Genomic DNA, 26,138 nt, shown 5'->3' on the forward strand with positions numbered 1-26,138 from the left:
AATTTATTTATCTCTGTTTTAAATTCTAAAATATGATTTCAACTTCATTATCTTATATATCATCTTTATTACTTATATGTAGTCTTATAGTTTTGTTATCAAGTAAATCAAAATCAAAATTATTTGAATATTTTCCAGCGATTGTAATTATTTATTTTGTCATAGTAGTACTTTCAGCTATGGGATTTTGGGATTCAAAATCTTCAGAAATTATTCAAACAAGATTACAGCTTCAAGACTTAATATTGCCTGTGATGTTATTTTTGATGCTTATTCGTTGTGATATTAGAGTAGTTATAAAGCTAGGTAGAAAATTACTTATAGCATTTTTTGGAGCTACAGTAAGCATCATAATAGCTTTTGTCATAATGTATTTGACTGTTGGTAAGTATATATCGCCAGATGCTTGGAAAGGATTCTCAGCTTTATCAGCAAGTTGGATGGGTGGTACTGGTAATATGATAGCTGTTAAGCAAGCTCTTAGTACTCCTGATAATCAGATGGGCTATATACTATTGACAGATTCTATTAGTTATTCTATTTGGTTTGCTTTTCTGTTTGCGCTTATTTCTCGAGCAAATATATTTGATAAATGGACTAAAGCAAGTTGTATTGAAGAGCATATAAGTAAAGTTGATATTAACAATCCTTATGATGTCAAAGGCGATATTAACTTTGTTGGAATATTTGTACTAATTGCAATGGCATTTACTGCTACTGATATAGCAAAGATTTTATCAAGTTATTTACCAGCAACAGATTTAATATCTGCTAAGACTTGGACAATACTGCTAGTAACACTATTTGGGTTTGTAGGTGCTATGACTCCATTAGCCAAAATTAGAAGTGATAGTATTATTGCAAGTATCTTCTTATATTTTTTGGTCGCACTTATAGCATCAGGCTCAAGTTTCAAAGGGTTTTCTCAAGCACCGATATACATAGTTTGTGGACTTATGGTTCTTGTTATTCATGCTATACTTATGATAATAATTGCCAAGATATTTAGGCTAAACTTAGCAATGTGCTCTATTGCCTCTTTAGCAAATATTGGTGGAATAGCAGGAGCACCTATATTAGCAAGTGCATATACAAGAAGTTTGGTATCTATCGCAGTTGTTATGGCTTTACTTGGTTTTTTGATTGGTACCCAAGGTGGATTAATTGTAGCTAAGATACTTTCAGGATTTGCAATATGAGTAAGATAATTGATATAAAAACATCTATCATCAAAATACCTCTTAAAAGAACATTTATAACAGCTGTACGAAGTACAAACCATATTGATTCCTTAGCAGTTGAGTTAACTTTAGATAATCAAGTTAAAGGTTATGGTGTAGCTCCAGCAACCACAGCGATTACTGGAGATACGTTGCAGGGTATGCAATATATTATTCGTGAGATATTTGCTCCAGTGATACTTGGCTCAGATTTATCTGATTACAAACAAACTTTAGAACTAGCTTTTAAAAAAGTGATGTTTAACTCTGCTGCCAAAATGGCTATAGATTTGGCGTATCATGATTTATTAGCCAAAGAGCAAAATATATCTGTTGCTAAATTACTTGGTGCAAAAAACAATATCATTGAAACTGATGTTTCTATAAGTTGTGGTAGCATTGCAGAAACTATACAAAATATTCAAAATGGTGTCGAAGCTAATTTTACGGCTATCAAGGTTAAAACAGGTGCTGATTTTAATAGAGATATCCAGTTGCTTAAAGCTCTTGATAATGAGTTTAGTAAAAACATTAAATTTAGGTTTGATGCTAATCAAGGTTGGAATCTAGCACAGACAAAGCAGTTTATCGAGGAGATAAACAAATATAGTTTAAATGTAGAGATAATCGAGCAACCTGTTAAATATTACGATATAAAAGCAATGGCAGAGATTACTAAATTTAGCAATATTCCTGTAGTTGCAGATGAGTCAGTATTTGATGCCAAAGATGCAGAGCGAGTTATAGATAAACAAGCGTGTAACATGATTAATATTAAACTTGCAAAAACAGGTGGCATTTTAGAAGCTCAAAAAATCAAGAAACTAGCAGACAGTGCAGGTATATCATGTATGGTGGGGTGTATGATGGAGTCACCAGCAGGTATTTTAGCTACAGCTAGTTTTGCATTAGCAGAAGATATTACAGTAGCTGATCTTGATCCTTTAGACTGGGTAGCTAAAGATTTGTATAGTGATTATATTACATTTAATGAGCCTAATATTATTCTAAAAGATAATCTAAATGGTTTTGGTTTTAATCTCTAAGTAATACATATAACGATGAGTAAAGATAAAGTTGTAATTTTGGTACATGGTTTTATTAAAAATAGTAAAGACATGTCATCTTTAGCTAACTTTTTGAAAGATGGTTATGGTGAGGTTATAGCAGTTGACTTACCAACGACATTCGTAAGTATTGATATAGCAGTTAATAAACTATGTCAAATTATAGAAAATATTCCATTATCAAAGTCGTTGATATTTGTAGCTCATAGTATGGGTGGGATAATATCATGTATGACTATTGATAAGTTACAGCTTACGAATGTTGAAAAGTGTGTATTTATAGCTTCTCCATTTGCTGGCTCAAGAGTTGCAAATTTCGGTGACAGGATTCCATTTTATTCTAGAGTGCTAAAACCAAATAAAGATCTCAAAGTAACAGACAAGTATTTAGAAATTTGTAATCGAGTAGCAGACAAAGTATCAGTAGGCCTTATTGCTGGTAATAAGTATTCAAAACTTAATTTCTTAGCAAGATTATGTCTGAGAAGTGAGCATGATGGTTTGGTAGAGGTATCATCAGTGTTTTCTATAAACAGTCTTGACAGAATTACTCTAAATAAAAATCATAGTGAAATTCATCATGATGAGGAAACTCTTACTAAAGTATCTTTTTTCTTAAAGACAGGTAGTTTTTATCTTAAAAATTAAGTTATCTAGTATTAAGAACGAGGCTTGCACGCGAGATTCATTTCAGGCTCTGAGAATGAATTGTGACCCACCTCATGAGCATATCTACAATTTTTACTATTAAGCTGGGTAGCTTCAAAGAATTTGTTATCATTAGTGTGTATTGAGAATCCTTGATTAAACAAGATTATAGATGTGATCAATAGAGCTATTTTTTTCATTTTTTTTCCATCAAATTTTAATTTTATGGGTATTATGGCAGGTAAATTATATATGTAAAACTAATGATTTTTATATTTCATATTAGTTTAACTTATAAATGGATATTGATTTAGAGATCTTTTATCTGATCATATATCATGCTGGATACTAGATAGATAATAGATAGTCATTAATATACAATGATTTAGTCGTAAAAATACAAGAAGATGTATATGAGTAAAAAGAAAGTTCTTTGTATAGGATGGGAGCCAAATTCTGTTGATTACTCCAAATATCCTGGTATGGATCCCGAAAGGCTTCGTAGTGTACTTGAAGTAGATTTACAAAAGTTAAATGATATTGGTTATGATGCTCAAATGGGATATATAACTAGTGAAGAATCTGCAGTTAAAGAGGTTGTTGATCTACTTTCCAATAGAAGGTTTGATATTGTTCTAATAGGTGCAGGTGTACGTAAAGATGGCGATTGTTTTTATCTATTTGAAAAATTAGTGAACGTAGTTCATCAATATGCAACTACTGCAAAAATTTGTTTTAATACAGGACCAACGGATAGTGTACAAGCGGTTCAGCGCTGGGATTTATAACTTACTCTAAAAGGTATTTTATGATATCAAAAGTTTTATCTTTCACTTATTATATTTATAGACTTAGTAATTTTTAGGATTTTTAAAAGTGTATTTCTTAACAGAAAAACAAAACCGTGAAATTGAAGAGTATGCTATTTCTCAAGGATTGAATCTAATCGAAAATGCTTCAGATGAAGTTGTTAAATTGATTAGTGCTAAGTTTGATAAACAAAGTAAAGTTTTAGTAATAGCGGGTTCTGGCAATAATGGTAGTGATGGAATTGCAGCTGCGATCAAGCTTTTAAATAATGGCTATAGTGTTGATGTTTATAGAGTTTTTGCTAAGGGAAATCAAGACAACCGAAACTATTATCAAAAGTTTTCAAAGTTAAAGGCTCCTTTAGATAAATTGCTGGATATTAATAATTATGATGTCGTAATAGATGGAATATTTGGCATAGGGCTAGATAGAGATTTACAAGGAGATATTTTAGAACTTGTTAAGGTTATAAATCAAAATTCAAAATACACATTAGCTATAGATGTACCGAGTGGATTAGGTGCTTTTAATGCCAAAGTATATGGTGAGGCTATCGAAGCTAATGAGACAATTACATTCTTAGCAGATAAGCAAGGGCTACACACAGGTGATGGTTTAGATTATGCTGGTCAGGTAACTGTCAAAGAGCTGATTGATAATCAAAATATCAATATTACTCAATCAGGCTATCAAGTTTATAAAAATCATGTTCAAGATATAAATCTTGATAATATCCTTAGGAAAAAGAAAAATACCAATAAAGGTACTTATGGTGATCTAGCTATAATAGGCGGTAATGTTGGTATGAATGGAGCTTTGCAATTAGCTGGTAAAAGCTCGTTATATAGTGGTTGTGGTAAGGTCTCGATGATATCTCTAGATAAAGACTTTCGTGCTGATATGTCTATACCTGAGCTAATGACAAAACCATTAAAAATTATTAGCAAAAATTTAGCGATTTTCTCAGCTTTGGCAGTAGGGGTTGGTTTTGATACAACTGATAACTCTCAACAGGTTTTAGAGTTAATAATTGATAATTTAACTCAACCTGCAATTTTTGATGCAGATGCCCTAAATATAATCTCAACTAATCAACAAATTAGAGAAAAATTTATCCAGTTAGAAAATAAAATAATAACACCACATCCTGCAGAAGCAGCAAGACTACTTGGCTGTACTACCAAAGAAGTCCAAGATGATAGATTTGTAGCAGTTAGAGCATTAGCTAAAAAGTATAACTCTACAGTAGTACTAAAAGGAGCTGGAAGCCTAATTTGTAAAGATGATGAAATCTATATAAATACTACAGGATGTCAAGGTATGGCAGTAGCAGGGCAAGGCGATGTATTATCTGGAATTATTGGAGCGTTCTTAGCTCAAGGTTTGGATACGCTATCAGCAAGTAGATTAGCAGTATATATTCACGGTTTAGCTGGTGATAATCTAGCTAAAAAGCTAGGTGGCTATATTGGGATATTTCCTAGTAGAGTGGCTGAGGAGATTAGTATTATTTTGAATAATTATTAGTTGTCAATAAGTCATTTTTAAAACTCTTATCCAAAATCGTCAACACATCATCATGAAATCTTTCTCTTTTTTGCTGTGTAGATCTACCACAGAACAACTCAGCGAATCTGCTAGTTGGCCATTCAGCATCGACATGTACAGCTCCATCAATTTTGACAAGAGTATTATCTTTTAGACTTATTATGAAGTCTTTGTAGTTATTATTGGCATTACATGCGCTTGCTGGGGCAGCTATTATATAGGTTGGACAATTTATATTCTTGGCGGCTTGAGAGCCAAGATTGCCTACATCTACAGGGTCTAATCCTATCCAAAGCTTGACCCTAGTATTCTCTGATGTCGCTATCAAAGTAGCTAATCCTCCAGCAGAGAAACCAACCAAAGCAAGATCATTATTTATAATGCTCTTATAGTCGCTATTGCTATAGATATAGTTTAATAGCTCAGATATAAATTCTGCATTTTTACTATGATTAGCCCAAAATGGTAGATTAGGCACTACTACAAAATATCCATGGCTAGCTAGGAAATTCCCCCAACCAGACATATTATCTTTTGATCTTGAGAAACCATGTACGACTATAATTACTGGTAAATTTTGATTAGATTTTTGATAAAAAATATCGTAGTTGGAACTCGCAATATTTAGAGAAATATTAGCCGTTTCTTTGATAATTTTAGATGAGTTTTTGCTATCTTGAGCATTTGACATACTAAAAGTAAAAAATATAGAAAATAAAATAAAACTAAGAGAAAACTTAGTTTTTAGCATCAGGTTTAATTAAGAGTCGATTTCTATATCACTAAATTGGATATCCATAACATTATTTTGAGCATCAACTACTTCTACATAAGTTATAGTTTCACCACCTTTTAGGGTTACTTCTTTAAGAGCTTTTGACAGTAATTCAGTTTTAGGAGTTAATACTAATGTCCAATCATCTGTAGTACCGCTAAATTTAGTATTGAAATTATCGTAGATTACTTTTGAGTCACCCTCTAATACAGACAAGAATACTTTAGAGAATGAGAATACCATTGGGCTATCTTCTTCACCAAATACAGATTTTGGACTATCTGCAGTCTTAATTGTAATAGTATCTTTTGTTGCTTTTAGAGAAGATTTAAACGGTTTCTCTTGGTTCCACTCTAAACCATCTTTCTTAGATAGCTCAAATTCACCAGATGCAAGAATAGGTTTGTCTAATCCTTGAATTTTGCGTGATTGGATGAAGTGACCAGAATAGTTATCATTTTTTACTAACTGTTCTTCTACCTTAGCAAAATCTGCTGAAGGAGCAGCATAAACTAATCCACTAACTAATATACTTGTAGCAATCGTAACTTTCTTTAACATTTTATATCTCCTGTATAATTTATAAACTTATAACTTAGTATTAAACCAGTATTTATAAATATTACATATATAATTTTAATATACTAGAGCTATAGACTAGTAAATTACGAAAATTAACAAAGATTAATAATTTGACTATTGTTTAGAGAGTACTAATGATAATTAAAGACATAGACTAAAATGGAGTGATGTCGTCGATCACATCACCAACAATTTGAAAAGGAAGCTTCAATATACAGCTATTTAAACTGATGCAACATATAGCAATTGAGCAAGCAAATAAGACTTTTTTTAATTTCATAACTTGAGATTAATATATTAAATTTTGCATATATATTATAGGACTAAAAATTACTTTTCTAGAGATGTCTTTTATTTGTTATAATATTTCATAATACCTAGATAGGCAACTATAGTGAAACATCAACTTAAATGGATGGCATGGGAGACAACTAGACGTTGTAATCTCAAATGTGTACATTGCCGTTCATCTTCAGAATGTGAGGTGCTTGGTCACCCTGATTTTTCTACCGAAGAAGGTTTTAGAATCATTGATAATATAGTCGAGTTTGCAAATCCTGTATTAGTATTATCAGGAGGAGAGCCACTTTTACGAGCAGATATTTTTGAGCTAGCAAAATATGGTGCTACTAAAGGTCTACGTATGGCTTTAGCTACTAATGGCTCATTAGTTACTGATGAGATTTGTAAGAGGATCAAAAACTCAAGTATAAGTATAGTATCTTTAAGCATAGATGGTGCTACAGCTGAGACACATGATGATTTTCGTAGCCAAAAAGGCGCCTTTGAAGCAACTGTAAATGCTGCGAAATTATTTAAAAAACATGGTATACCATTCTTGATAAACTCATCATTTACCAAACGCAATCAACATGAAATCAAAGATGTTTATAAACTAGCAAAATCTCTTGAAGCTACAGCTTGGTACCTTTTCATGATTGTACCAACAGGTCGTGGCGAAGAGCTTATGCAAGAGTTAATAGATGTCGATGATTATCAAGAAATCCTAAATTGGCACTATGATATGGAAGCTGATGAGCAAGATATGCTTGTGCGTCCAACTTGTGCGCCACACTATTATCGCATTAGATTTGAGCGTAATAAGGAAGATAATGCAAAAGTTCGATCACGAGCTCTTAGCTTTGGTACTGGTGGTGGCAAAGGTTGTATCGCAGGCCAAAGTATATGTTTGCTAGATGTTGATGGTAATGTTTACCCATGTAGTTACTTACCTGTGAGTGCAGGTAATGTCAAAGAGAAATCATTTGCAGATATTTGGCAAAATAGTGATGTGATGCATGATATGCGTGATTTTAGTGCTTATGAAGGTAAATGTGGCTCATGTGAATTTATCAAAATTTGCGGAGGCTGTAGAGCTAGAGCTTATAATATCCATGGTAGCTATCTTGCAGAAGAGCCATTTTGTAATCACATGCCAATTAAGCTGAAACAGTCAAAAAACAACAAAAATAAATAAGTCATTAAAGTATCCAAGTATCGCAAATAAATCTTGAGGTTACTGTCTTTCTAAACCAACAACAGCTGACATGTCTATGATCTGTTTGATTTCATTCGGAGATGTTACTTTTAGCCCAGAATCTTGTTCAGCTGGCGGTATATCATAGAAGTTCATCGCATTTAGGTCATAAGTAACATAACCGTTATCTATATTCATAGCATAAACTCCTACAGGACCTGTGCCTTGATATACAGCATTATCTTTATATGCTACAGTTAGATTCTTGAGGTCTTTAATAGTTGTCCATAGTGTCATAGATTTCTCATAAGGTGGTACAGAAGCATTGGCAATTATTGATGCTGCATGAAATATAGCTTCTCTATTAGATTTTGGCTCAAGCATCAGTTCAGATAATATATAAGATCTAACAAATCTTGCAGCAGCACTAAAATCTCCAGGTAGTCCAACTAACTGAGCTACTTCTGGACGAGAGTTTGAAATTGTATCAGCATAATTAATAACTCTATCACTAAATTTAGGATTACTATTATTTACTAATGGTTGTAGTAGTGATTTATATTCTTCAATATTGCTTAGATGCCATTCGTAAGTAGGAGCATTAGTTAAGACATTACCAGCATTTTTATGAATGTACATTTTACCATCAATAAACTCTATTACAGCACTGTTGCCATTAGCATCTCTTAGACAGATGTGAAGAGGTATATTTTTTATATATATGCCGTCTTTTAACTTTACAGCACTATTTACTATCTGATACTCAGATATTAATTTAAGAGCATCGGCTACATCTTTTGCCATAGCTAGCAAAAAATTACCTAGCTCATATACTGCTAGTGCAGGTCTATTATCATTATCATCATAACTTGGATATACCGTACCATCTAAATACAAGATACTATATGAAAAACCTTGAGTGTTTAAACCATCTGTTACATAACTCTCGAACCCTAATCTACAAAAGTAACCATATTTTGAAGTCCACTTAGTGATTTTGCTTTCAGGAATTTTATCAGCATCTATTACAACATCTGTTACATTTTCAATACCGACATAACCCCAACCATTTTTAAAGGCAATATTTATTGGAAAATCCATAGATCTTGCTTCGATTTTGTATTGATTTTTATTTATAAAAACATTGGTGCACATAGTATTCTTACCTTTCAAATTTAATTGCTGGTGCTATACTTTATAATATCAACACTACATTATTATGGAGTTTAAATCAATGACTCAACAATTTAACAAAATAATCTTATATCGCATGGTAACACCTGAGAAAACTTGCCCGTATGGTCTAAAAGCAAAAGCGTTATTTGAAGAAAAGGGCTGGTCTTTTGAAGATCATATTTTAAAAACTAGAGCTGAAACAGATGCTTTTAAACATAAGTATAATTTAGAAACTACACCTTTAATATTCATTGATGATAAACAGATTGGTGGATATAGCGATTTGCTTAAGTTCTTAGGTCAGAAATGAATCAACAGTTAAAATACTTTGTTTTGTCAACTAAGGTATTACCTGAACATATCGATCCAAACAATCATCTTAATAATATTGTCTATCTTCAATGGATGCAGAATGTGGCTATTGAGCATGTTAAGGCTAATGGCGTATTTGACCTTACAGAGGCTCATGGGCTGACATGGTTTGCTAAGAAGCATACTATAGAGTATCTATCGCAAGGATTTTTAGGTGATGATATCGCTGTAGTTACGTGGGTAGAGAGTATTACTAAGATTTCTACATTTAGGAAGTATCATATTTATAGAAAGTCAGATAAAGCTCTTCTGTGTAAAGCAGATACCCTTTGGGTAATGATAAATGCTCAGAAAGGCAGACCTGCAAAAATACCAGCAGAATTAGTTGAAATATTTGATAAATATAATGACTATGAGATTAATAATATTGATAGCCTAATCTAGAAATTAGCTTTTAAATTATTTTTTATTATTTTTGACGACTTCTACTGGACCATGATCATCGCAATGATCTCCATGAGGATGATGTAATCTACCATCAACAATATAGTCTATATGGTCCCCATGAGGTACTGCTTCATGTCCACAATCAGGACCATGAACATGATCACAACATTCATCCTTGATTGGCTTACACCCATCTGGATTATTAGCTGTGACATCTAGCGTATGCTCATCATAGTGACCATTGTGCTCATGATGAAGATGCCCATCATGTATATAATCATAGTGATCGCCATGTTTAATTTTAGTATGACCACAACCGTCCTTATGTTCATGATCGTGATTTTCGTGTACTTTACATTTACTCATAAACTTCTCCTATGTAGGTTTACATTGTTATTTTAACATTTTTTGTCTTAGACCCTCAAATAAATATATAGTGGCTGCTTGGGCTACATTAAGAGATTCAATATCACTTAATGTTGGTATCATCGTCTTTTGGCCTACTGAAAAGTCTTGGATACCATTAGCCTCCTCACCAAAGACTAAGACACTGTTACTCAACTTAAATTCTTTAGAATAACAAGAAACTCCCTCATGTGGTGTTGTTAGCCAAATTTTTCGTTCTTTCAGTGCTGGATAATTTCTTACAGCACTTAGATTTTCAAAATATCTAAAATTAAGACTAAACTGTGCTCCCATACCAGCTCTTATAGCTTTGGGGTTAAAAGGATCTACAGTACCATTTATAAGCACTATCTCTGTTAAGCCAACTGCAATGGCTGTCCTTAATATTGTGCCAATATTTCCAGGGTCTTGAATTCTATCTAGTACTAGAATGAAATCATCCTTAAATTCAATGTCAGATGAGGTATCTCTTTTCTTAGCTAAGATTAGCACTCCTTGGGAGTTTTGTGTCTGTGTTAGTTGATGGAAATCTTTCTCTGGAAGAGTATGTTTTATATCAGTAGGGTAGTCATCACTATCGGAGCTTTCTGTTGTTAATAATGCGACTATGTCTTTCTTGGGTAGTCTTGTTAAAGCTTCATTACAGCATCTTAACCCTTCTATAACATAGTATATAGACTTTTTTCTACCTTGAGGTGAATGAAGTTTTTTGATTTCTCTGAGTAGTTTTTGACTTAGATTTTTCATTGAGTAAATATCTAAAATATTTTGGTTGATATTGTATGGGTTTTAATCATGAGATTAAATAGTTACGGTATGTATTTTTGATATAGATACATATAAATGTTATGGTAATATAAATTTTATTCAATATTGGGAATTATTATGCAACGAGAAAAAGGTGCCTATGCGCCAGTTTTTTATCCTGCAATTATTTTAGCTATCATTCTTTCTTTATCAGGGATTTTTTATCCAAATGAGTTTGCCAGTCATATTCAAAATCTACAAAATTTAATCTTGGAGAAATTCGGTTGGACATACATATTAGCAATGAGTGTATTTTTGTGTTTGTGTTTGATATTAATGTTCAGTCACTTTGGAGATATCAAACTCGGTCAAGATCATGATTTACCAGAGTATTCAAATGTTTCATGGTTTGCTATGTTATTTGCAGCAGGTATGGGAATTGGTTTGATGTTTTATGGAGTTGCAGAGCCTTTGAAGCATTTTTTAGCGCCACCTAATATATCCTCAGACCAATTAGAAGTCGTTAAAGAAGCTATGAATACGACATTCTTTCACTGGGGAGTAGAAGCCTGGTCTGTATATGCTATTGTTGGTTTATCGCTAGCTTATTTCGCTTATAGACATGATTTACCATTATTACCTCGTTCAGTACTTTATCCAATTTTAGGTAAACATATATATGGTCCTATAGGTCACGCAATAGATGTATTTGCTGTTTTAGGGACTTTATTTGGTGTTGCTACATCTCTAGGTTTTGGTGCAATGCAAGTAAGTGCAGGGATGAGTTTTTTGACAGGTTTACCTGATACCATAAATATGCAAGTTATATATATTGTATTTATTGTAGCATTAGCGACTATATCTGTTGCATTAGGACTTGATAAAGGTATTAAAGCATTAAGTAACTTTAATATTGTATTAGCAGTAGTACTATTAGCTTTTGTATTATTGTTAGGTAATACAGCAGGGTTGGTACGTGATTATATCCAAAATATTGGCTACTATTTGAGTACTATAGTGAATCAGACCTTCAATCTCTACGCATATAATCGAGAGAATCAAGAATGGTTACAAAACTGGACTCTATTCTATTGGGGATGGTGGATAGCTTGGTCTCCATTTGTTGGGATGTTTATTGCTAAAGTATCCAAAGGAAGAACAGTTCGTCAGTTTACTATTGGTGTACTATTTATACCTGTTGGTTTTACATTTTTGTGGATGACTGTTTTTGGAAATTCTGCTATTGAAATAGCTATGAATGGTAATGGTGAAGCTTTGATAGATGCCGCGAATAATAATATACCCGTAGCATTATTTGAATTTTTACAACACTTTCCATTTTCTACAGTATTATCAATATTAGCAGTATTTTTGATTGTAACATTCTTTGTTACATCTGCAGATAGTGGTGCCTTAGTTATAGATATCTTAGCCACAGGTAATGCTAAACAATCAATGACATTACAGCGTATCGCTTGGTCAGTACTTAGTGGTTTGCTTGCAATATCTTTAATATTAGCAGGTGGATTACAGGCTCTTCAGTCCGCAACTATAATTAGTGCGTTTCCGCTATTATTTATCTTACTCTTAATGTGTATTTCTTTAATTAAATCTTTAAGGTTGGATTATTTGAGGCTTAAAAGTATTGAGACACATTCAACTGTTGTTCAATTTGCAAAAGCAAACACATCTTGGCAAAAAAGATTAGAAGCAATTGCTCATAAGCCATCGAAAGATCAGGCCATAGAGTTTTTACAAAAAGATGTCACAACAGCTATAATCGAAGTTGCAGATGAAATGGAAAAAAAATGGTATTAATACAGAAGTGATTAGAGACCATGATCATATACAATTAACAATTTCAATAGAAGGTAATGAAGACTTTGTATATAGTGTTATGTTAAGAGCATATCAGTCAAAGTTGGACAATTATAATAGAGTCGAGGTGCTTTTGAGTCATGGTGGACAGTACTATGATATTATGGGATATTTAAAAGATCAGGTTATTGCAGATATAGTTAATCAATATGATAAACATTTGCATTACTTACATTTAGCTGTTGCTGATAAAGATATTCTTAATTAAGCATTGCGTAGTTGAGATTAAGTATCCACGCAAAGCCTACCCATAAAAGATATGGTATAAGCAAGTATCCAGCAATTTTGTTTATATCTAGAAATACCTTTAGGTTCCATGCTATAAGCACCCATAAGATAGACATCTCAATAAGAGCTAAATCAATGTTGTGCCAGCAAAAAAATATAAAGCTCCACAAAAAGTTTAAGCCTAACTGAATTGCGTAAATAATAAAATTTTTTTCTCTTAGAGCTTTTTGTTTGAATACTATCCATCCAGATACTACAATCATAATATATAAAACTGTCCAAACTGGGGCAAATAACCAATTAGGTGGTGCAAAAAAAGGATGTTCAAGTTTTACAAACCATGTTGGAATGTTTGTTGATATTAGGGCGCCGACACACATGCCTGTTCCTAAAATAACTATTATAAAGAAAGTTAAAGAGATATAGTCTTTACCTTTTATATTACAAGTCAATTTGTATTCTCCTTAATCGTGCTGAAAAATAGCTTTTAATATCATATAAATATTGTAGATTAGAATATACATTTTTTTGAGTTTATATGATAATTATTAACAATATTTAATAGCTAGAGGTCTTATAATGTTAAAAACTAAAAGTTTAACACCAGAACAATATGAAATTATAATTAATAAAGCTACGGAGCATCCTTTCACAGGAAGATACAATGATTTAGATCAAGCAGGTACGTACATCTGTCGTAATTGTGGTACACCATTATTCAAGGCTGATAGTAAATTTATTTCAACATGTGGGTGGCCTAGTTATGATATACATATTGATAACAATGTAAAAGAGTTACCTGATGCTGATGGCAGAAGGACAGAAATTCTGTGTAATAAATGTGATGGCCACCTGGGACATATATTTCATGGAGAAGGATATACTAAACTAAATACGCGTTACTGTGTCAACTCAGCATCTGTAGATTTTGTTGCAGCAGAAAATATAGGTGAAACTGAAGAAATTATCGTAGCAGCAGGCTGTTTTTGGGGTGTGGAATATTACATGAAAAAACTCAAAGGAGTTGTGTTTGCTGAATCAGGGTATTGTGGTGGAGACCAGCCAAACCCAGATTATAAAAAAGTTTGTGCAGGAAATACTGGATATTTAGAAGTTGTCAGAATAATTTTTGAGAAAGAAAAAATATCACTAGAAGAAGTTCTAAAATATTTTTTTGAAATACATGATTTTGAGCAAGTTGATGGTCAGGGTCCAGATATTGGGGAGCAATATAAATCAGCAATATTTTATTATAATGAAGAGCAGAAAAAGATAGCTGAAAGCATAAAGTCTGAGCTTATTGATAAAGGATATAAGATTGTTACAGATGTTAGAGAAGCTAAGCCATATTATGTGGCTGAAGAATATCATCTAGACTATTATATGAAGCAAGGTTCTCTTCCATACTGTCATGCACGCAGAAAAATATTTTAGATAAAAGATTTTTCTTCTGGAAAAAGTCTGCTCTTAATGCTCGTAAAGATAATAATTGAAATTACAATAAATACGAGTTGTTGAGCTGGGATACCAACCATTAGTTTTGATATTGATATAAAGCTTAAGAAAAACCCTGCTAAGGCAGCAACCATAAATTTTACTAGTCTAATTATCGCATTGCCAGCAGCATAACCTTCTTTAAGAATATCAAGAGCTTTTGATGTAGTAATAATATTTACTAAAGCAAAGCATCCTGTTGCTAAAGCATTTAATATAATAAATATATAGATATTATTAAATAAGTATGAGTTTAATATGTTAAGCGATATTACTGCTATGGCTAAATAATATCCAGTTACTATAAGATTTTTTTGATTATGTATTGTCTGTTTTCTCTTGATAAAGCTGCCTGCAAATATTATGCCAAACATATTTAATGCAAATAATATGCAATATTGAGTGTAGCCAAGGTGATAATATTCAATTATCAAATTTGATGATGTGCTAATAAAGCTAAATAATGCGCCAAAACATAAAGCTCCTGTCAGAGCTCCGACAACAAATGGTAAGTTAGCCATGTGAATGATATATACTTTAAAACTTCTAGCTAAACTCTTAGAGCGCTTATGTGTAGGGAGTGTTTCTGGCATAATCAATGTTATAACTAATAAAACAACACCATAGATAGTTAGGAAGTGGAAGATATCTTGCCATCTTCCAGTTGTATAAATGATAATACTACCTATTATAGGAGCAACTATTGGAGCAATCATAAATATCATCACCATTGTTGCTACAGTTTTGACTAGTTTTTGACCTCTATAACAGTCTTTTAATATTGCCATAGCTGCAACAGATGCTGGAGAATCTCCAAGACCTTGTAAAAATCTCATGAATATCAAAGTATCAAAACTATGTGTAAATGAGCATAAGATAGTACTTGCAATATAGATAATCATACCGATAATAAGTATCTTCTTACGACCAAAGCTATCTGATAACGCGCCCCAGAAAAACATACCTACGCCAAAACCTATAAAGTATGTAGAGATGGTAATAGCAAGTTTATTTACATCAACATTAAAGAAGTTACCTATATTACCAAAAGCTGGGATATAAGCATCTATGGCAAAGGGCGGTAGAGCCACAAAGATTACGACAAAGAAAACAAGATACTTACTACCTTTTCTAATTTTTAACATAAGAGTTATTTTTACTAATTTTGATGATATATCTTATCAGATAAATTAGGCAATATTTAGTAATTAAGTGCCATGAATAATAAAGAAATGATTAGAGTAAGTATAGATACTAATTAAGCTTCAACGTTATCATCTGAACTGCTAGGTTGATTAGCTGCAACAGAACTGCCTGAATCTGTAACAGGAGCTTCAGTTAGGCTTGGTTGAGTAGTATTTGTATCACTACTAGTTGTAGCCGTGCTAGGAGCCGATGTATTGTCTGTGACCGTTCCATTAGTAGTTGTTGATTTTGCTTTGTCAATCGCTGACTGAATATCGCTAGCACCTGTGTAGCCACCTATCACAGTTGTATTATCAGCATTAGCATTAGTTGCTGGAGCGATTACTAAGAATGGAGTTCCTTGAATACCAAGATCCTCAAAACCTAATTTCAAAGTATCTTTTAGATGATCTGCAATCTTATCATCTTTGATTGCTTTCTTGACTTTAGTAAGATCAGCACCTGACTGAGTAGCTACTTTGTCTACAGTAGAGTTTTTGAGTTTACCTTCATCCTCACCTGTAGCGAAGATACCGTTATGGTATTTCACATAAGCATCAGCACCATACAGTTTATATATAGCAGTACCTACTTCGGCAGCGTATTCAGAAGCCGGAGCTCTTTCACCAAATATTGGGAATTCTGCAAAAACGATTTGTACATTACTATTATCGTGCATTATTTTTTCTATTTGTGGAGCAAGTTTCGAACAATACATACACTGATAGTCAAAGAATTCATATACAACCACTTTCGGATTTTTAACATCAGATTTCGGTGTAAGATCAGATCCATAAATACTATCTCTAACCTTTAAGAAGCTAGAAACTCTTTCTTCACTCATTTTTTGCTGTACTTTGTTACGTAGAGTTTCCATGTTTTTTGCTATTTCTTCAGGAGAGATAGCAGGTTTTTTCGCATTTAGAGCATCAGAGAAGCCCTCAACAATTTTGTCATCGTTAAGGTTGTATGATTTTACATTTTTATCAGCTTCTACAGTAGCACCCATACCATATCCGATAGTATAACTAGCATTTTTAGTAATAGTGTCTGTATTCTGTGTTGCAACGTCAGCAGTCGGAGTAGCAACTGAAGATCCAGAGTTTGTAACAGCTTCAGTAGTAGACTTATCTTTACTTGAGCTATCAGAACATGCAACTAAGCTTGTTGCTATTGCAGCTACAGCTAAAGCTTTTAATAGTTTCTTTTTAGTCATTATAATTAACTCCCTTAATTATTTCTTCTGAGCAGCAACGGCTTGTTGTTGGAATTGCAACATTGCATTTTGCATTTGATCTGGAGTAAGCTTAGATTTACCTCCAGAAATACCATCTTTTAGACCACTAACAACTTCTTGGTTGTCAGTAGTAATATTGTTTTGGTCCATTTGAGTTTTCAATGCTTGGCCCATAGTGTAGCCAACTGAGTAGCTAAGATCATCCTGATTATCTGCAGCTGCAAAAGCGCCACCAATAAGTGAACCAGCAACTAATGGTGCTATAAGTAGAGTTTTAGTTAATTTCATTATTTAGTTTCTCCTGTAGTTTTGGAAATGTCTATCCTAAGTTATTCTAACAAACCGGTTGTAAATCACAATCTTTTATCTATTTTACTTAGCTTAATTTGTTTATTTAATGCCCACTCAATATGTTCTAAAATGATTTTATTGTCTATAAATTCATTTTTCTTATTTTCTAATGATAGTATATTTTCTTGCTTATATGGTGAATTTCCAATACCAACTGCTATATTCCTTATCCAAGCATCATAACCAATTCTTCTAATTGCCGAACCTTGTGTATATTTATCAAAATCTTTTTTAGACCATGAGAATAGTTCAAGAAGTGGCTTGTTTATTAAAAAATCTCGTTGTTGGAAGTCTTTTTCTGTAGTTACTAGAGCATTATTGTTAAAAGGGCAGACTAATTGGCAGTCATCGCAACCGTATATTCTTGTGCCAATTTTATCTCGAAGTTCTAATGGTATAGGTCCTTTGTTTTCTATTGTTAGATATGAGATACATTTTCGTGAATCAATCATTTTACCATGCTGAATTGCTCCAGTTGGACATAATTTGATACATGCTTGGCATTTGCCACAAGAATCTTGATGCTTTGGTAAGTTAGGTAAGTCTGACAGATCAAGATTACTATAAATAACACCGATGAAAAAAAATGAACCTTGTAACTTATTCATGAGCATAGAACTCTTGCCTTGCCAGCCCAAACCTGCTTTTTCGGCTAGTGGGCGTTCTAAGACTGGGGCACTATCTGTAAAAACTCTAAATTGATGGCCACCTGTAAGATCGTCTATATATTCTCCGAGTTTTTGAAGTTTTTTTTTCATTACTTTATGATAATCTCTACCATGAGCATATATCGAGATTTCTGCAATGTTAGTTTGCGATCTTAGTCTTTTGACTTCATTTTTAATAGTTACGGGTCTATTGAGGTAGTTTAATGTAGCAACAATTACACTATTAGTTCCAGGGACTAGTTCATCTGGTACAAATCTTTTTGAACCATGTTTTGTCATATATTCAAGATCGGCCTGATAGTTGTTTTCTATCCATTTATCATAATGAGGAATATATTCAGATAAGTCGCAATCAGATTTAGAAATGGATGATAAACCAAGATTTGTAGTAGCAAATTTTTGTACTTGTTGCCACTGCTCTAGAGAAAGCTTTAGCTTCATTATTAGTCTTCTTTACGTTGAATATCCCAAAGCTTTTCTAGTGCATATAATTCTCTAGTTTCTTCAAGCATTACATGTACAACAATATCGCCAATATCGACCAAAACCCAGTCAGATTTATTGTCGCCTTCAACACCTAGTATTGATACTTTATTGTTTTTAAGTTCTTGTTCTAGATTTCTTGCAAGTGATTTGGCGTGAGTCGTTGATGATGCTGTAGCGATCACTATTTTATCCATCATGTCAGTAAGGTGCTCTACATCAATTGCTTGAATGTTTTGGCCTTTTAAATCATCTAGAGCATCTAGAATAATCTGTAGTCTTTGATCAGTAGTCATGAATTTGATTTAATTATTGTTTATAAATTTAGCCTAAGATTATACCATAAGTTAGTTTAAATAATGATATCATTATATAAACAAATAGTTTCAGAGGATCAAAGATGAAGAAAAAGAATTTATTTCTATTCATACTTTTAGTCATTTTGACTGTAATAGTTTTGGTTTTATTCTATAGATTTGCTCAATGGTATGAACAAAAGTTAGGAACAATATTTTCATATATTGTAATGATAGGAATTACTCTGTTTGTATTTACACCTTTTAAGTTTATTAAAGATAACAAAGCAAAAGTAAATATAATCAATTACTTTAAATATTTAGGAGTAAGTATTCTAAAAGTAGCTCAAATAGTTGTCACTATTATTAAAGAAGCTAGTTTAACCATAATGTATCTTGTTACACGATTATTTGCTAAAGACTCATCAGAAAGTAAGTAAGACTAAACTCATAAATGAAATATACAGCTGAACAACAAAAAATCATTACCCATGATTTGAATAAGCATGCCTTAGTCTCTGCAGTCGCAGGCAGTGGAAAGACTCAAACCTTAATAGCTAGGATTGAGTATCTGATTAGTAATAATGTTCCACCTAACATGATATTGGTTCTAATGTATAACAAATCAGCTCAACTTGATTTTGCAGAGAGACTTAGAAGAGTCATTAAAGCTGATATTGCAAGATTAATTAATGTCAGAACAATGCATTCTTTGGGAAATAGTTTTTTACAAGCTTTCGCAAAAGCAGGGTATGTCAAAGTAAATAAAATCCTCAAAGAATATGAGGTTGATACAATAATTCTAAAGTTACTTAAACTGCACCAAAAAGAATTTAAAATAACTAAAGAAGTTGATAGTGAGAGAGTAGAGGTATTTAAAGAGTATATTTCATTATTGAAATCAGATTTATCTCTCAGTAATAAGAAAATCAATGATCTTAATGCTAAAGAGAAGAAACTTTTAGATAAGGTGTTCTCAGAATTTCTTAAAGAGTGTGAGATTCAGCAAGCCATAACTTATGATGATATGATATATCTTCCAGCTAAGCTGTTTGAAAAAGATAAAAATAGTGTTACTCAGGCTAGTAGTTTATACTCTCACATAATTATAGATGAGTATCAGGATATTAATCAGGCTCAACAGTTTTTTTTAAAGTGTTTGGTTGGGCAGAATACCTATATTATGGCTGTAGGAGATATTGATCAGACTATATATCAGTGGCGAGGCTCTACTCCGTATTATATGTTAGAGGGTTTCAAAAAAGATTTTAAGGATGTAAAGCAGTATAGTCTTTCATATACGTTTAGATATGGGGATTTAGTATCCTTGATGGCAAATAATATTATAACTAATAATAAAAAACGTCATGATAATTTATGCATAACATATCCAAAACTAGATAAAACAACTGATATTAGTATTCTTGATAGTAGTGATAAAGTTGTCCTTAAACTTAAAGCATTGATTGATAGTGGTGTTAAAGCTAGCGATATAGCAATTCTTGTGCGTAAATATAACTCAACAACAGTGTTTGAATTAAGTTGTCTTTATCATGATCTAGCTTACAATGTCATTGCGGACAAAAATATTTTTAGTGAAAACCTATTTAAAGCCATATATGGCTATTTGATGTTATTTAACAAAGCTAAAGGATTTGCAAAGCATAGTGTTGAGCAAAGAGTCGATTTTATTAAATCTATGCTTGACTATCCATCACTATATCTCAAAAAAGATGCTAAACAAAATTTAGCAAATAAAATAGCTCAAGATATTTCAGCTAGCATGAATATAATTTCAGAACTCACCAAAACAGTTGATAAACCGTTTAAAGAAAAAAATATATTAGCAGTATCAGCTAGTTGGAGAGCTATTTTTAATAATACTCGGATTAAAAAGTCTGAGAGAGCTATAAATTTTATATTAGAAACTCTAGATCTTGAAAAACAAATTTCTAGAGTCTCTGGTGAAACACATTCAAGTAAATCTAAACTACAGATTATAGATGGAATGAGTAGTTTTGCTAAGGGTAAGAAGAGTTCGCTATCAGAGTTTATAGAGCTTTTATATCAGCTATATATAAAATCAGATCAACAAGGTGAAAATGATCCAAATCAAATTCAGATCATGTCAATGCATAGAGCAAAAGGTCTGGAATGGGATTATGTTGTTGTTCATGATGCTACAGAAGGAGGTTTTTTTGGAGAAAAGAACTCTAAAATTAGTGATGAGACAATTGAAGAAGAACGAAGATTGTTCTATGTGGCAATTACACGAGTTAAAAAACATCTCTTTATAGTATCCTCTGATGATATTAGTCGTTTGTCATCGTGGTATGAAATCAAAAAAAACACATACCCAAAGGATTTGAAATGTAAAAATAGCTTGAGATTTCTGTATGAAGGTAATCTGAAAGACTGTCAATTACATTTAGAAAATATAAATGATAATGAAAGAAAGTTTTCTAACAAGATCTTCAGACGATACTATGAAAAGCTATCAAAAGAGAATTAATTAGATTTATCTTGTAAAGATTCGTTTGGGGTGTCAACTTTTGGTGCTAAATCATCTTTAGATTCAAAAGGTTGGTCTGAGAAATACATAGCTGGATGAGCTATGATTTTGTTGTCATCTATTTTGTTACACCACTGGCCATTCTTATCAATGCTAGCCGAAAAGCCATCAAGAATTTGAATATATTTCTTCCAACACTGTGCTTTAAACATTGCTTTTTTACCTGTGGTAACATTAGTTTTGTGCCAGGTTATACCGTTATCAGATGACTCTAAATATGTTATCAAGCAGTAATCATGTGGTTTTGGCATTTGAGCTTCTTTTTCTGCTTCAGCAGCTTTTTCCTCTAGCTCAGACTGATAGTGAAAATAATAAGTAATACCTGAAACAGCTATTATTAGACCTACTATTATTGTGAAGATAAATAACTTCTTTTTCATTCTAAAACTTACATGAAAATAACAACTTATTTACGATTATATACTTAATTATATCCAAATGCGATTGGTAGAGTTTATTTTGTTTACCAAAATAGTTTATAATACTAGCTGTTTTGAATTTAATTTAAATATCTGTAGGCGCTATCTACTGGAAGGTAAACTATGATTTCTACTAAAGAATTACGTACTAAATTTATCAACTATTTTGAGTCTAAGAATCACTCGCACCAGCCAAGCTCATCTTTAATACCATTTGGGGATGATACGTTGTTATTTACAAATGCAGGTATGGTGCAATTTAAAGATGTATTTTTGGGGTTAGAAAAGAGAGATTTTTCTCGAGCTGTAACAGTTCAGAAATGTCTCAGAGCTGGTGGTAAACATAATGATTTAGATAATGTTGGCTATACAGCTAGACATCATACTTTTTTTGAGATGCTTGGTAATTTTAGTTTTGGTGATTATTTTAAAAAAGATGCTATTAGTTTTGCTTGGGAGTTTCTAACTAAAGAAATTAAACTACCTGCGGAAAAACTATGGGTGACTATATATGTTACAGATGATGAAGCATTTGATGTGTGGCATAATCATATTGGTTTACCAAAAGAAAGAATCATACGAATAGACTCAAATGATAATTTTTGGTCTATGGGAGATACAGGCCCGTGTGGTCCTTGTACTGAAATCTTCTATGATCATGGTGAAGATGTAGCAGGAGGCTTACCTGGTACACCTGAAGAAGATGGAGATAGATATATTGAAATCTGGAATATAGTGTTTATGCAGTATAATCGCCATACTGATGGTACAACTACTGATTTACCTAAACCATCTGTCGATACTGGTATGGGGTTGGAGAGAATCGCAGCTGTACTACAAGATGTTCATAGTAATTATGATATAGATTTATTTCAGGCGCTAATTAAAAAAGCTCAAGAAGTTACTAATGCGTGTGATACAAGTTCACCATCCTTAAAGGTGGTTGCAGATCATATACGTTCATGTGCTTTTTTAATTGCAGATGGTGTTTTACCATCAAATGAAGGTAGAGGATATGTTTTAAGAAGAATTATTCGTAGAGCAATTCGTCATGGTAATAAGCTTGGCGCTAAGGATATATTCTTCTATAAGTTAGTGGCAGAGCTTATTAATCAAATGGGTGAGGCATATCCTCAGCTAATAGATAAGAGAGAGGTTGTTGAAAAGACTCTTATCAAAGAAGAAGAATTATTTTTAAAAACAATTGAAAATGGTATTAAAATCTTTGATGCAGAAGTATCTGGATTAAAAGGGGATATTATTTCTGGTGAAATAGCATTTAAGCTCTATGATACTTATGGTTTCCCTTTTGACTTGACTGCAGATATGGCAAGGGAAAAAGGTTTGAAAGTTGATGAAGAAGCATTTAAAAAGCAAATGCAACAACAAAAACAAAGGTCAAAAGAGGCTGGTAAATTTAATATTGATTATAATAATACTATTAATTCACAAGTAAAATCAGAATTTAAAGGTTATTCAACGTTATTTGAAGATGCTAAAGTGCTAGAGATATTCCAAGATGGACAACAGGTAAATACTATTAGTAATGGATCTTCGGCAGTTATTGTCCTTGATAAAACACCTTTTTACGCTGAAGCAGGTGGACAGGTTGGTGATAAAGGCATATTAGAGGGTGTAGGTGTTGAATTTATAGTTGATGATGTCCAAAAGTCTGGTGAAGCAGTTCTACACATCGGTAAATTGGCTAAAGGAGTTTTGAACACTAGCGATGAAGTTTCTGCAAGAGTTAATGATTTGAGACGGCTTGCAACTGCTGCTAATCATAGTGCGACACATCTGCTGCATAAGGCTTTAAAAGTTGTTCTAGGTGATCATGCTGAACAAAAAGGCTCACTTGTTGACGATGGTAAGTTAAGGTTTGATTTTACTCATGATAAGGCCATATCTCGTGCTGAAATTGAACAAATTGAAATTTTAGTTAATCAGCAAATTAGAGCGAACTATCCTGTGGCCACTATTGAGACATCACAAGAAAAAGCTAAATCACTAGGAGCAGAGGCTCTGTTTGGTGAGAAATATGGAGATATAGTAAGAGTAATTTCAATGGGAGATTTTTCTATTGAACTTTGTGGAGGAACTCATGTTGCATATACTGGAGATATTGGATTATTCAAAATAGTGTCAGAAAGTGGTATTGCATCAGGTATTAGAAGAATAGAGGCTATTACCGCAGATAAGGCTATAAAACATACATTTACTTATGAAAATAAGTTGACAGCTGTGAAAGAAGCTATCAAATCAAATGATGCTAACTTATTAGAAAAGCTACAATCATTGTTAGAGCAGTTGAAAAAACAAGAAAAAGAAATCACAAAGCTTAAAAAAGACCTACTATCTGGAACAAGTAATGATATTAAAGAGTCTATAATTGGTGATATTAAAGTTGTAGTAGCTAATTTGAAAGAAGTAGATATTAAGACTTTGAGAGAAAAGATTGATGATTATAAATCTAAAAATGATAAGATAGTTTCAGTGTTGAGTACTATAAATGCTGATAAAGTGCAATTTGTGATCGGAGTGAGTAAATCTATTACATCATTAATCAAGGCTGGAGATATAGCTAAGGAGTTTAGTGGGTATATAGATGGTAAAGGCGGTGGTCGTCCAGATATGGCTCAAGGTGGAGGGAATAACTCTGCTAACATTGATGAGGCTCTAAGTAACTTAGAACAATATATCATAAATAATATAAGACAGTAGAGTTTGGTTTTGAAAAGGCTGTATAGACACTTATTAATATCTTTTGGAATATTTGGCTTTTGTGTTAGTTCTGCAGCTAATACTATTGCTGATTATACAGATACAGTAAAACAATCTATACAAAATTCACCACAATACAAGTTTATCGGCTTTCAGTTAAACTCCAGGCAGATGGATCCAGCGATTCAACTAGGTAGATTATTACCTAGGATAGATATTGGAGGATCTATTAAAGCGACAAACATTATAGATCAAGAAACTATGGCAGATGGAGATATTGCTGGAGGGCGTTTTGATTCTATCCAGGGAAATATTTCACTAACTCAGCCATTATATGATTACGGAGCTTATAAGGATCTTCAATCAGCACAAGAAACAGCACAGTTTGCTCAACAGGATTATAGAACTAATTATCAGCAGTTCTTATATGACACAAGTTATGCTTATTTTAATTTAGCCAAAACAATAAAAAATGTTGAGTATACTTCGTATAACTTAAAATCAAATAAACAAAGCTTAAATGAATTAGAAAGTAAATTTAAAGCGGGTACAGCCGATATCGCTGATTATGAAACAGTAAAAGCAAACTACTATATTGCTGAAGCTAGCTATGCAGCAGCTAAACGAGAAGAAAAAGTTGCTCGAGCAGAGTTGCGTAAGTTCACTAATAATGATGATGATGTTGTTTTATATAGTAATGACTTTAAGATTAAGGATCCGTCACCTAATACTGAAGAAGGTTGGGAAGAGCTTACAATGCGAAGTAGCCCATCATATTTAGGTTCTGTACATACAAAAGAGAGTAATTACTATAACTATCAATCTGCGACAAGCTCATTTATGCCTAAAGTTAATTTTGAAGTTAAATACTCTCCAGGTTTTAATGATGTTAGTTCGCTGGGTAACCCCGTATTCGATAAATTCCTATCATCAAGTGGTACAGTAAATGCTTTTTATTTTGGGATTAATCTTACTTGGAGTATTTTTTCTGGTGGTACAGATTATGCTCTACTTAAAAAGGCTGCATATAACTATCAGTCCTCTGAGTTTGATATGATCCAAACAGGAAGGGTTGCTCAGAATGACGCGATGTATGCTTTTAGGTTTGTTCAGCTTAAAAAGAAAGAAATCGAATCTCTGCGTAAATCTGTTGCAGCTGCAAAAATAGCTTATGAAAAGTATAAAGAAAGATATAATCAAGGTACGACAACTATTACTCAGTACTTTATACTTTTAAATAATTACTATCAATTTCTTATCCAGTTAAATAATACTGAGTTTGATTATATTATGGGCTTTTTGAGCTTGTATAAAACTGCAGGTATTTTAACTTCTAATACCGTTCAGGATTTTAATAACTGGTTAATACTAAATCAAGATGTGGAGTTATAA

At 32.6% G+C, this 26,138-nt stretch carries 27 protein-coding genes and 1 pseudogene; 14 read left to right on the forward strand and 14 right to left on the reverse strand.

Features of this window, described 5'->3' with window-relative positions:
* Positions 1 to 32: 32 nt before the first annotated feature.
* Genes F3D59_RS04595 through F3D59_RS04605 form a run of 3 tightly spaced genes read left to right on the forward strand, consistent with a single transcriptional unit; the run spans position 33 to position 2,935 of the window.
* Complete coding sequence (locus F3D59_RS04595) at positions 33 to 1,199, forward strand: DUF819 domain-containing protein (RefSeq protein ID WP_150463968.1); 1,167 nt, start codon at positions 33 to 35, stop codon at positions 1,197 to 1,199.
* Positions 1,196 to 2,266 carry a dipeptide epimerase gene (locus tag F3D59_RS04600; protein ID WP_150463969.1) on the forward strand — a complete coding sequence of 357 codons (1,071 nt, stop codon included), beginning with the start codon at positions 1,196 to 1,198 and terminating at the stop codon, positions 2,264 to 2,266. Before F3D59_RS04595 ends, F3D59_RS04600 begins: the two co-directional genes overlap by 4 nt.
* A gap of 15 nt (positions 2,267 to 2,281) precedes the next feature.
* Positions 2,282 to 2,935: an alpha/beta fold hydrolase gene (locus F3D59_RS04605; protein WP_150463970.1), complete on the forward strand. Its 654-nt coding sequence runs from the start codon at positions 2,282 to 2,284 to the stop codon at positions 2,933 to 2,935.
* 11 nt (positions 2,936 to 2,946) lie between these two features.
* Here the strand turns inward: F3D59_RS04605 and F3D59_RS04610 are convergent, their stop codons facing one another.
* Positions 2,947 to 3,135 carry a hypothetical protein gene (locus F3D59_RS04610; protein ID WP_146421292.1) on the reverse strand — a complete coding sequence of 63 codons (189 nt, stop codon included), beginning with the start codon at positions 3,133 to 3,135 and terminating at the stop codon, positions 2,947 to 2,949.
* 213 nt (positions 3,136 to 3,348) lie between these two features.
* Here F3D59_RS04610 and F3D59_RS04615 point away from each other — a divergent pair, with 213 nt between their 5' ends.
* Entirely contained in the window at positions 3,349 to 3,723 is a 375-nt protein-coding gene (locus F3D59_RS04615) for a hypothetical protein (RefSeq protein ID WP_150463971.1), read from the forward strand.
* 88 nt (positions 3,724 to 3,811) lie between these two features.
* Complete coding sequence (locus F3D59_RS04620; protein ID WP_150463972.1) at positions 3,812 to 5,272, forward strand: NAD(P)H-hydrate dehydratase; 1,461 nt, start codon at positions 3,812 to 3,814, stop codon at positions 5,270 to 5,272.
* On the opposite strand, the gene F3D59_RS04625 is transcribed toward F3D59_RS04620, so the two are convergent.
* The 3 genes from F3D59_RS04625 to F3D59_RS10180 form a co-directional block, all read right to left on the reverse strand.
* Complete coding sequence (locus tag F3D59_RS04625; RefSeq protein ID WP_224721153.1) at positions 5,253 to 5,984, reverse strand: dienelactone hydrolase family protein; 732 nt, start codon at positions 5,982 to 5,984, stop codon at positions 5,253 to 5,255. The genes F3D59_RS04620 and F3D59_RS04625 overlap by 20 nt on opposite strands.
* 69 nt (positions 5,985 to 6,053) lie before the next feature.
* Positions 6,054 to 6,629 carry a LolA family protein gene (locus F3D59_RS04630; RefSeq protein ID WP_150463974.1) on the reverse strand — a complete coding sequence of 192 codons (576 nt, stop codon included), beginning with the start codon at positions 6,627 to 6,629 and terminating at the stop codon, positions 6,054 to 6,056.
* 175 nt (positions 6,630 to 6,804) lie between these two features.
* A complete protein-coding gene (locus F3D59_RS10180) occupies positions 6,805 to 6,930 on the reverse strand; it encodes a hypothetical protein (RefSeq protein ID WP_263477956.1) in 126 nt (41 codons plus the stop codon).
* Between the two features lie 114 nt (positions 6,931 to 7,044).
* On the opposite strand from F3D59_RS10180, the gene F3D59_RS04635 reads away from it, so the two are divergent.
* On the forward strand, positions 7,045 to 8,127 hold the full coding sequence (locus F3D59_RS04635) for a radical SAM/SPASM domain-containing protein (RefSeq protein ID WP_150463975.1): 1,083 nt from the start codon (positions 7,045 to 7,047) through the stop codon (positions 8,125 to 8,127).
* Positions 8,128 to 8,166: 39 nt separating this feature from the next.
* On the opposite strand, the gene F3D59_RS04640 is transcribed toward F3D59_RS04635, so the two are convergent.
* Positions 8,167 to 9,282, reverse strand: a complete 1,116-nt coding sequence (locus tag F3D59_RS04640) for a linear amide C-N hydrolase (protein WP_150463976.1) — start codon at positions 9,280 to 9,282, stop codon at positions 8,167 to 8,169.
* 79 nt (positions 9,283 to 9,361) lie between these two features.
* Between F3D59_RS04640 and F3D59_RS04645 the strand changes: the two genes are divergently transcribed.
* On the forward strand, positions 9,362 to 9,613 hold the full coding sequence (locus F3D59_RS04645; RefSeq protein WP_150463977.1) for a glutaredoxin domain-containing protein: 252 nt from the start codon (positions 9,362 to 9,364) through the stop codon (positions 9,611 to 9,613).
* Positions 9,610 to 10,059 carry an acyl-CoA thioesterase gene (locus F3D59_RS04650; RefSeq protein WP_150463978.1) on the forward strand — a complete coding sequence of 150 codons (450 nt, stop codon included), beginning with the start codon at positions 9,610 to 9,612 and terminating at the stop codon, positions 10,057 to 10,059. Before F3D59_RS04645 ends, F3D59_RS04650 begins: the two co-directional genes overlap by 4 nt.
* A 15-nt stretch (positions 10,060 to 10,074) precedes the next feature.
* Here F3D59_RS04650 and F3D59_RS04655 read toward each other — a convergent pair whose 3' ends face one another.
* Positions 10,075 to 10,428 carry a hypothetical protein gene (locus tag F3D59_RS04655; protein ID WP_150463979.1) on the reverse strand — a complete coding sequence of 118 codons (354 nt, stop codon included), beginning with the start codon at positions 10,426 to 10,428 and terminating at the stop codon, positions 10,075 to 10,077.
* A gap of 27 nt (positions 10,429 to 10,455) precedes the next feature.
* Positions 10,456 to 11,214: a TrmH family RNA methyltransferase gene (locus tag F3D59_RS04660; protein WP_150463980.1), complete on the reverse strand. Its 759-nt coding sequence runs from the start codon at positions 11,212 to 11,214 to the stop codon at positions 10,456 to 10,458.
* Positions 11,215 to 11,352: 138 nt separating this feature from the next.
* On the opposite strand from F3D59_RS04660, the pseudogene F3D59_RS04665 reads away from it, so the two are divergent.
* Positions 11,353 to 13,300, forward strand: a pseudogene (locus F3D59_RS04665) (BCCT family transporter).
* Here the strand turns inward: F3D59_RS04665 and F3D59_RS04670 are convergent.
* The gene (locus F3D59_RS04670) at positions 13,293 to 13,772 is read right to left on the reverse strand and encodes a TspO/MBR family protein (RefSeq protein ID WP_150463981.1); all 480 of its coding nucleotides are present in this window, start codon (positions 13,770 to 13,772) and stop codon (positions 13,293 to 13,295) included. The pseudogene F3D59_RS04665 and the gene F3D59_RS04670 overlap by 8 nt on opposite strands.
* A gap of 127 nt (positions 13,773 to 13,899) precedes the next feature.
* Between F3D59_RS04670 and F3D59_RS04675 the strand changes: the two genes are divergently transcribed.
* Positions 13,900 to 14,754 carry a bifunctional methionine sulfoxide reductase B/A protein gene (locus tag F3D59_RS04675; protein ID WP_150463982.1) on the forward strand — a complete coding sequence of 285 codons (855 nt, stop codon included), beginning with the start codon at positions 13,900 to 13,902 and terminating at the stop codon, positions 14,752 to 14,754.
* Here the strand turns inward: F3D59_RS04675 and F3D59_RS04680 are convergent.
* The 5 genes from F3D59_RS04680 to rsfS all read right to left on the reverse strand — a co-directional run bounded on the left by F3D59_RS04680 (position 14,751) and on the right by rsfS (position 19,034).
* A complete protein-coding gene (locus F3D59_RS04680; protein WP_150463983.1) occupies positions 14,751 to 15,959 on the reverse strand; it encodes a multidrug effflux MFS transporter in 1,209 nt (402 codons plus the stop codon). The genes F3D59_RS04675 and F3D59_RS04680 overlap by 4 nt on opposite strands.
* Before the next feature lie 113 nt (positions 15,960 to 16,072).
* Complete coding sequence (locus F3D59_RS04685) at positions 16,073 to 17,215, reverse strand: DsbA family protein (protein ID WP_150463984.1); 1,143 nt, start codon at positions 17,213 to 17,215, stop codon at positions 16,073 to 16,075.
* An 18-nt stretch (positions 17,216 to 17,233) separates the two neighbouring features.
* The gene (locus F3D59_RS04690; RefSeq protein ID WP_149368185.1) at positions 17,234 to 17,524 is read right to left on the reverse strand and encodes an FKBP-type peptidyl-prolyl cis-trans isomerase N-terminal domain-containing protein; all 291 of its coding nucleotides are present in this window, start codon (positions 17,522 to 17,524) and stop codon (positions 17,234 to 17,236) included.
* Between the two features lie 65 nt (positions 17,525 to 17,589).
* A complete protein-coding gene (gene queG, locus F3D59_RS04695) occupies positions 17,590 to 18,696 on the reverse strand; it encodes a tRNA epoxyqueuosine(34) reductase QueG (protein WP_150463985.1) in 1,107 nt (368 codons plus the stop codon).
* A 2-nt stretch (positions 18,697 to 18,698) separates the two neighbouring features.
* The gene (rsfS, locus tag F3D59_RS04700) at positions 18,699 to 19,034 is read right to left on the reverse strand and encodes a ribosome silencing factor (RefSeq protein WP_146421309.1); all 336 of its coding nucleotides are present in this window, start codon (positions 19,032 to 19,034) and stop codon (positions 18,699 to 18,701) included.
* A gap of 104 nt (positions 19,035 to 19,138) precedes the next feature.
* On the opposite strand from rsfS, the gene F3D59_RS04705 reads away from it, so the two are divergent.
* Together F3D59_RS04705 and F3D59_RS04710 are read left to right on the forward strand one after the other, a co-directional pair.
* Positions 19,139 to 19,474, forward strand: a complete 336-nt coding sequence (locus F3D59_RS04705) for a hypothetical protein (RefSeq protein ID WP_013923212.1) — start codon at positions 19,139 to 19,141, stop codon at positions 19,472 to 19,474.
* A gap of 14 nt (positions 19,475 to 19,488) precedes the next feature.
* Positions 19,489 to 21,546: an ATP-dependent helicase gene (locus F3D59_RS04710; protein ID WP_150463986.1), complete on the forward strand. Its 2,058-nt coding sequence runs from the start codon at positions 19,489 to 19,491 to the stop codon at positions 21,544 to 21,546.
* Here F3D59_RS04710 and F3D59_RS04715 read toward each other — a convergent pair.
* The gene (locus F3D59_RS04715) at positions 21,543 to 21,986 is read right to left on the reverse strand and encodes a hypothetical protein (RefSeq protein WP_150463987.1); all 444 of its coding nucleotides are present in this window, start codon (positions 21,984 to 21,986) and stop codon (positions 21,543 to 21,545) included. The two genes, F3D59_RS04710 and F3D59_RS04715, sit on opposite strands and share 4 nt — an antisense overlap.
* Positions 21,987 to 22,148: 162 nt before the next feature.
* Here F3D59_RS04715 and alaS point away from each other — a divergent pair, with 162 nt between their 5' ends.
* Positions 22,149 to 24,746, forward strand: coding sequence for an alanine--tRNA ligase (gene alaS, locus F3D59_RS04720; RefSeq protein ID WP_150463988.1), 2,598 nt, complete (start codon positions 22,149 to 22,151; stop codon positions 24,744 to 24,746).
* Positions 24,747 to 24,755: 9 nt separating this feature from the next.
* A complete protein-coding gene (locus tag F3D59_RS04725) occupies positions 24,756 to 26,138 on the forward strand; it encodes a TolC family protein (protein WP_150463989.1) in 1,383 nt (460 codons plus the stop codon).

Source organism: Francisella sp. XLW-1, assembly GCF_008711455.1.
Lineage (GTDB): Bacteria > Pseudomonadota > Gammaproteobacteria > Francisellales > Francisellaceae > Francisella > Francisella salimarina.

Bases quoted from the DNA above. Each gene is read 5' to 3' on its own strand.
- F3D59_RS04595 (WP_150463968.1), top strand. From the start codon at position 33: ATGATTTCAACTTCATTATCTTATATATCATCTTTATTACTTATATGT.
- F3D59_RS04600 (WP_150463969.1), top strand. From the start codon at position 1,196: ATGAGTAAGATAATTGATATAAAAACATCTATCATCAAAATACCTCTT.
- F3D59_RS04605 (WP_150463970.1), top strand. From the start codon at position 2,282: ATGAGTAAAGATAAAGTTGTAATTTTGGTACATGGTTTTATTAAAAAT.
- F3D59_RS04610 (WP_146421292.1), bottom strand. From the start codon at position 3,135: ATGAAAAAAATAGCTCTATTGATCACATCTATAATCTTGTTTAATCAA.
- F3D59_RS04615 (WP_150463971.1), top strand. From the start codon at position 3,349: ATGAGTAAAAAGAAAGTTCTTTGTATAGGATGGGAGCCAAATTCTGTT.
- F3D59_RS04625 (WP_224721153.1), bottom strand. From the start codon at position 5,984: ATGTCAAATGCTCAAGATAGCAAAAACTCATCTAAAATTATCAAAGAA.
- F3D59_RS04630 (WP_150463974.1), bottom strand. From the start codon at position 6,629: ATGTTAAAGAAAGTTACGATTGCTACAAGTATATTAGTTAGTGGATTA.
- F3D59_RS10180 (WP_263477956.1), bottom strand. From the start codon at position 6,930: ATGAAATTAAAAAAAGTCTTATTTGCTTGCTCAATTGCTATATGTTGC.
- F3D59_RS04640 (WP_150463976.1), bottom strand. From the start codon at position 9,282: ATGTGCACCAATGTTTTTATAAATAAAAATCAATACAAAATCGAAGCA.
- F3D59_RS04645 (WP_150463977.1), top strand. From the start codon at position 9,362: ATGACTCAACAATTTAACAAAATAATCTTATATCGCATGGTAACACCT.
- F3D59_RS04650 (WP_150463978.1), top strand. From the start codon at position 9,610: ATGAATCAACAGTTAAAATACTTTGTTTTGTCAACTAAGGTATTACCT.
- F3D59_RS04655 (WP_150463979.1), bottom strand. From the start codon at position 10,428: ATGAGTAAATGTAAAGTACACGAAAATCACGATCATGAACATAAGGAC.
- F3D59_RS04660 (WP_150463980.1), bottom strand. From the start codon at position 11,214: ATGAAAAATCTAAGTCAAAAACTACTCAGAGAAATCAAAAAACTTCAT.
- F3D59_RS04675 (WP_150463982.1), top strand. From the start codon at position 13,900: ATGTTAAAAACTAAAAGTTTAACACCAGAACAATATGAAATTATAATT.
- F3D59_RS04680 (WP_150463983.1), bottom strand. From the start codon at position 15,959: ATGTTAAAAATTAGAAAAGGTAGTAAGTATCTTGTTTTCTTTGTCGTA.
- F3D59_RS04685 (WP_150463984.1), bottom strand. From the start codon at position 17,215: ATGACTAAAAAGAAACTATTAAAAGCTTTAGCTGTAGCTGCAATAGCA.
- F3D59_RS04690 (WP_149368185.1), bottom strand. From the start codon at position 17,524: ATGAAATTAACTAAAACTCTACTTATAGCACCATTAGTTGCTGGTTCA.
- queG (WP_150463985.1), bottom strand. From the start codon at position 18,696: ATGAAGCTAAAGCTTTCTCTAGAGCAGTGGCAACAAGTACAAAAATTT.
- rsfS (WP_146421309.1), bottom strand. From the start codon at position 19,034: ATGACTACTGATCAAAGACTACAGATTATTCTAGATGCTCTAGATGAT.
- F3D59_RS04705 (WP_013923212.1), top strand. From the start codon at position 19,139: ATGAAGAAAAAGAATTTATTTCTATTCATACTTTTAGTCATTTTGACT.
- F3D59_RS04710 (WP_150463986.1), top strand. From the start codon at position 19,489: ATGAAATATACAGCTGAACAACAAAAAATCATTACCCATGATTTGAAT.
- F3D59_RS04715 (WP_150463987.1), bottom strand. From the start codon at position 21,986: ATGAAAAAGAAGTTATTTATCTTCACAATAATAGTAGGTCTAATAATA.
- alaS (WP_150463988.1), top strand. From the start codon at position 22,149: ATGATTTCTACTAAAGAATTACGTACTAAATTTATCAACTATTTTGAG.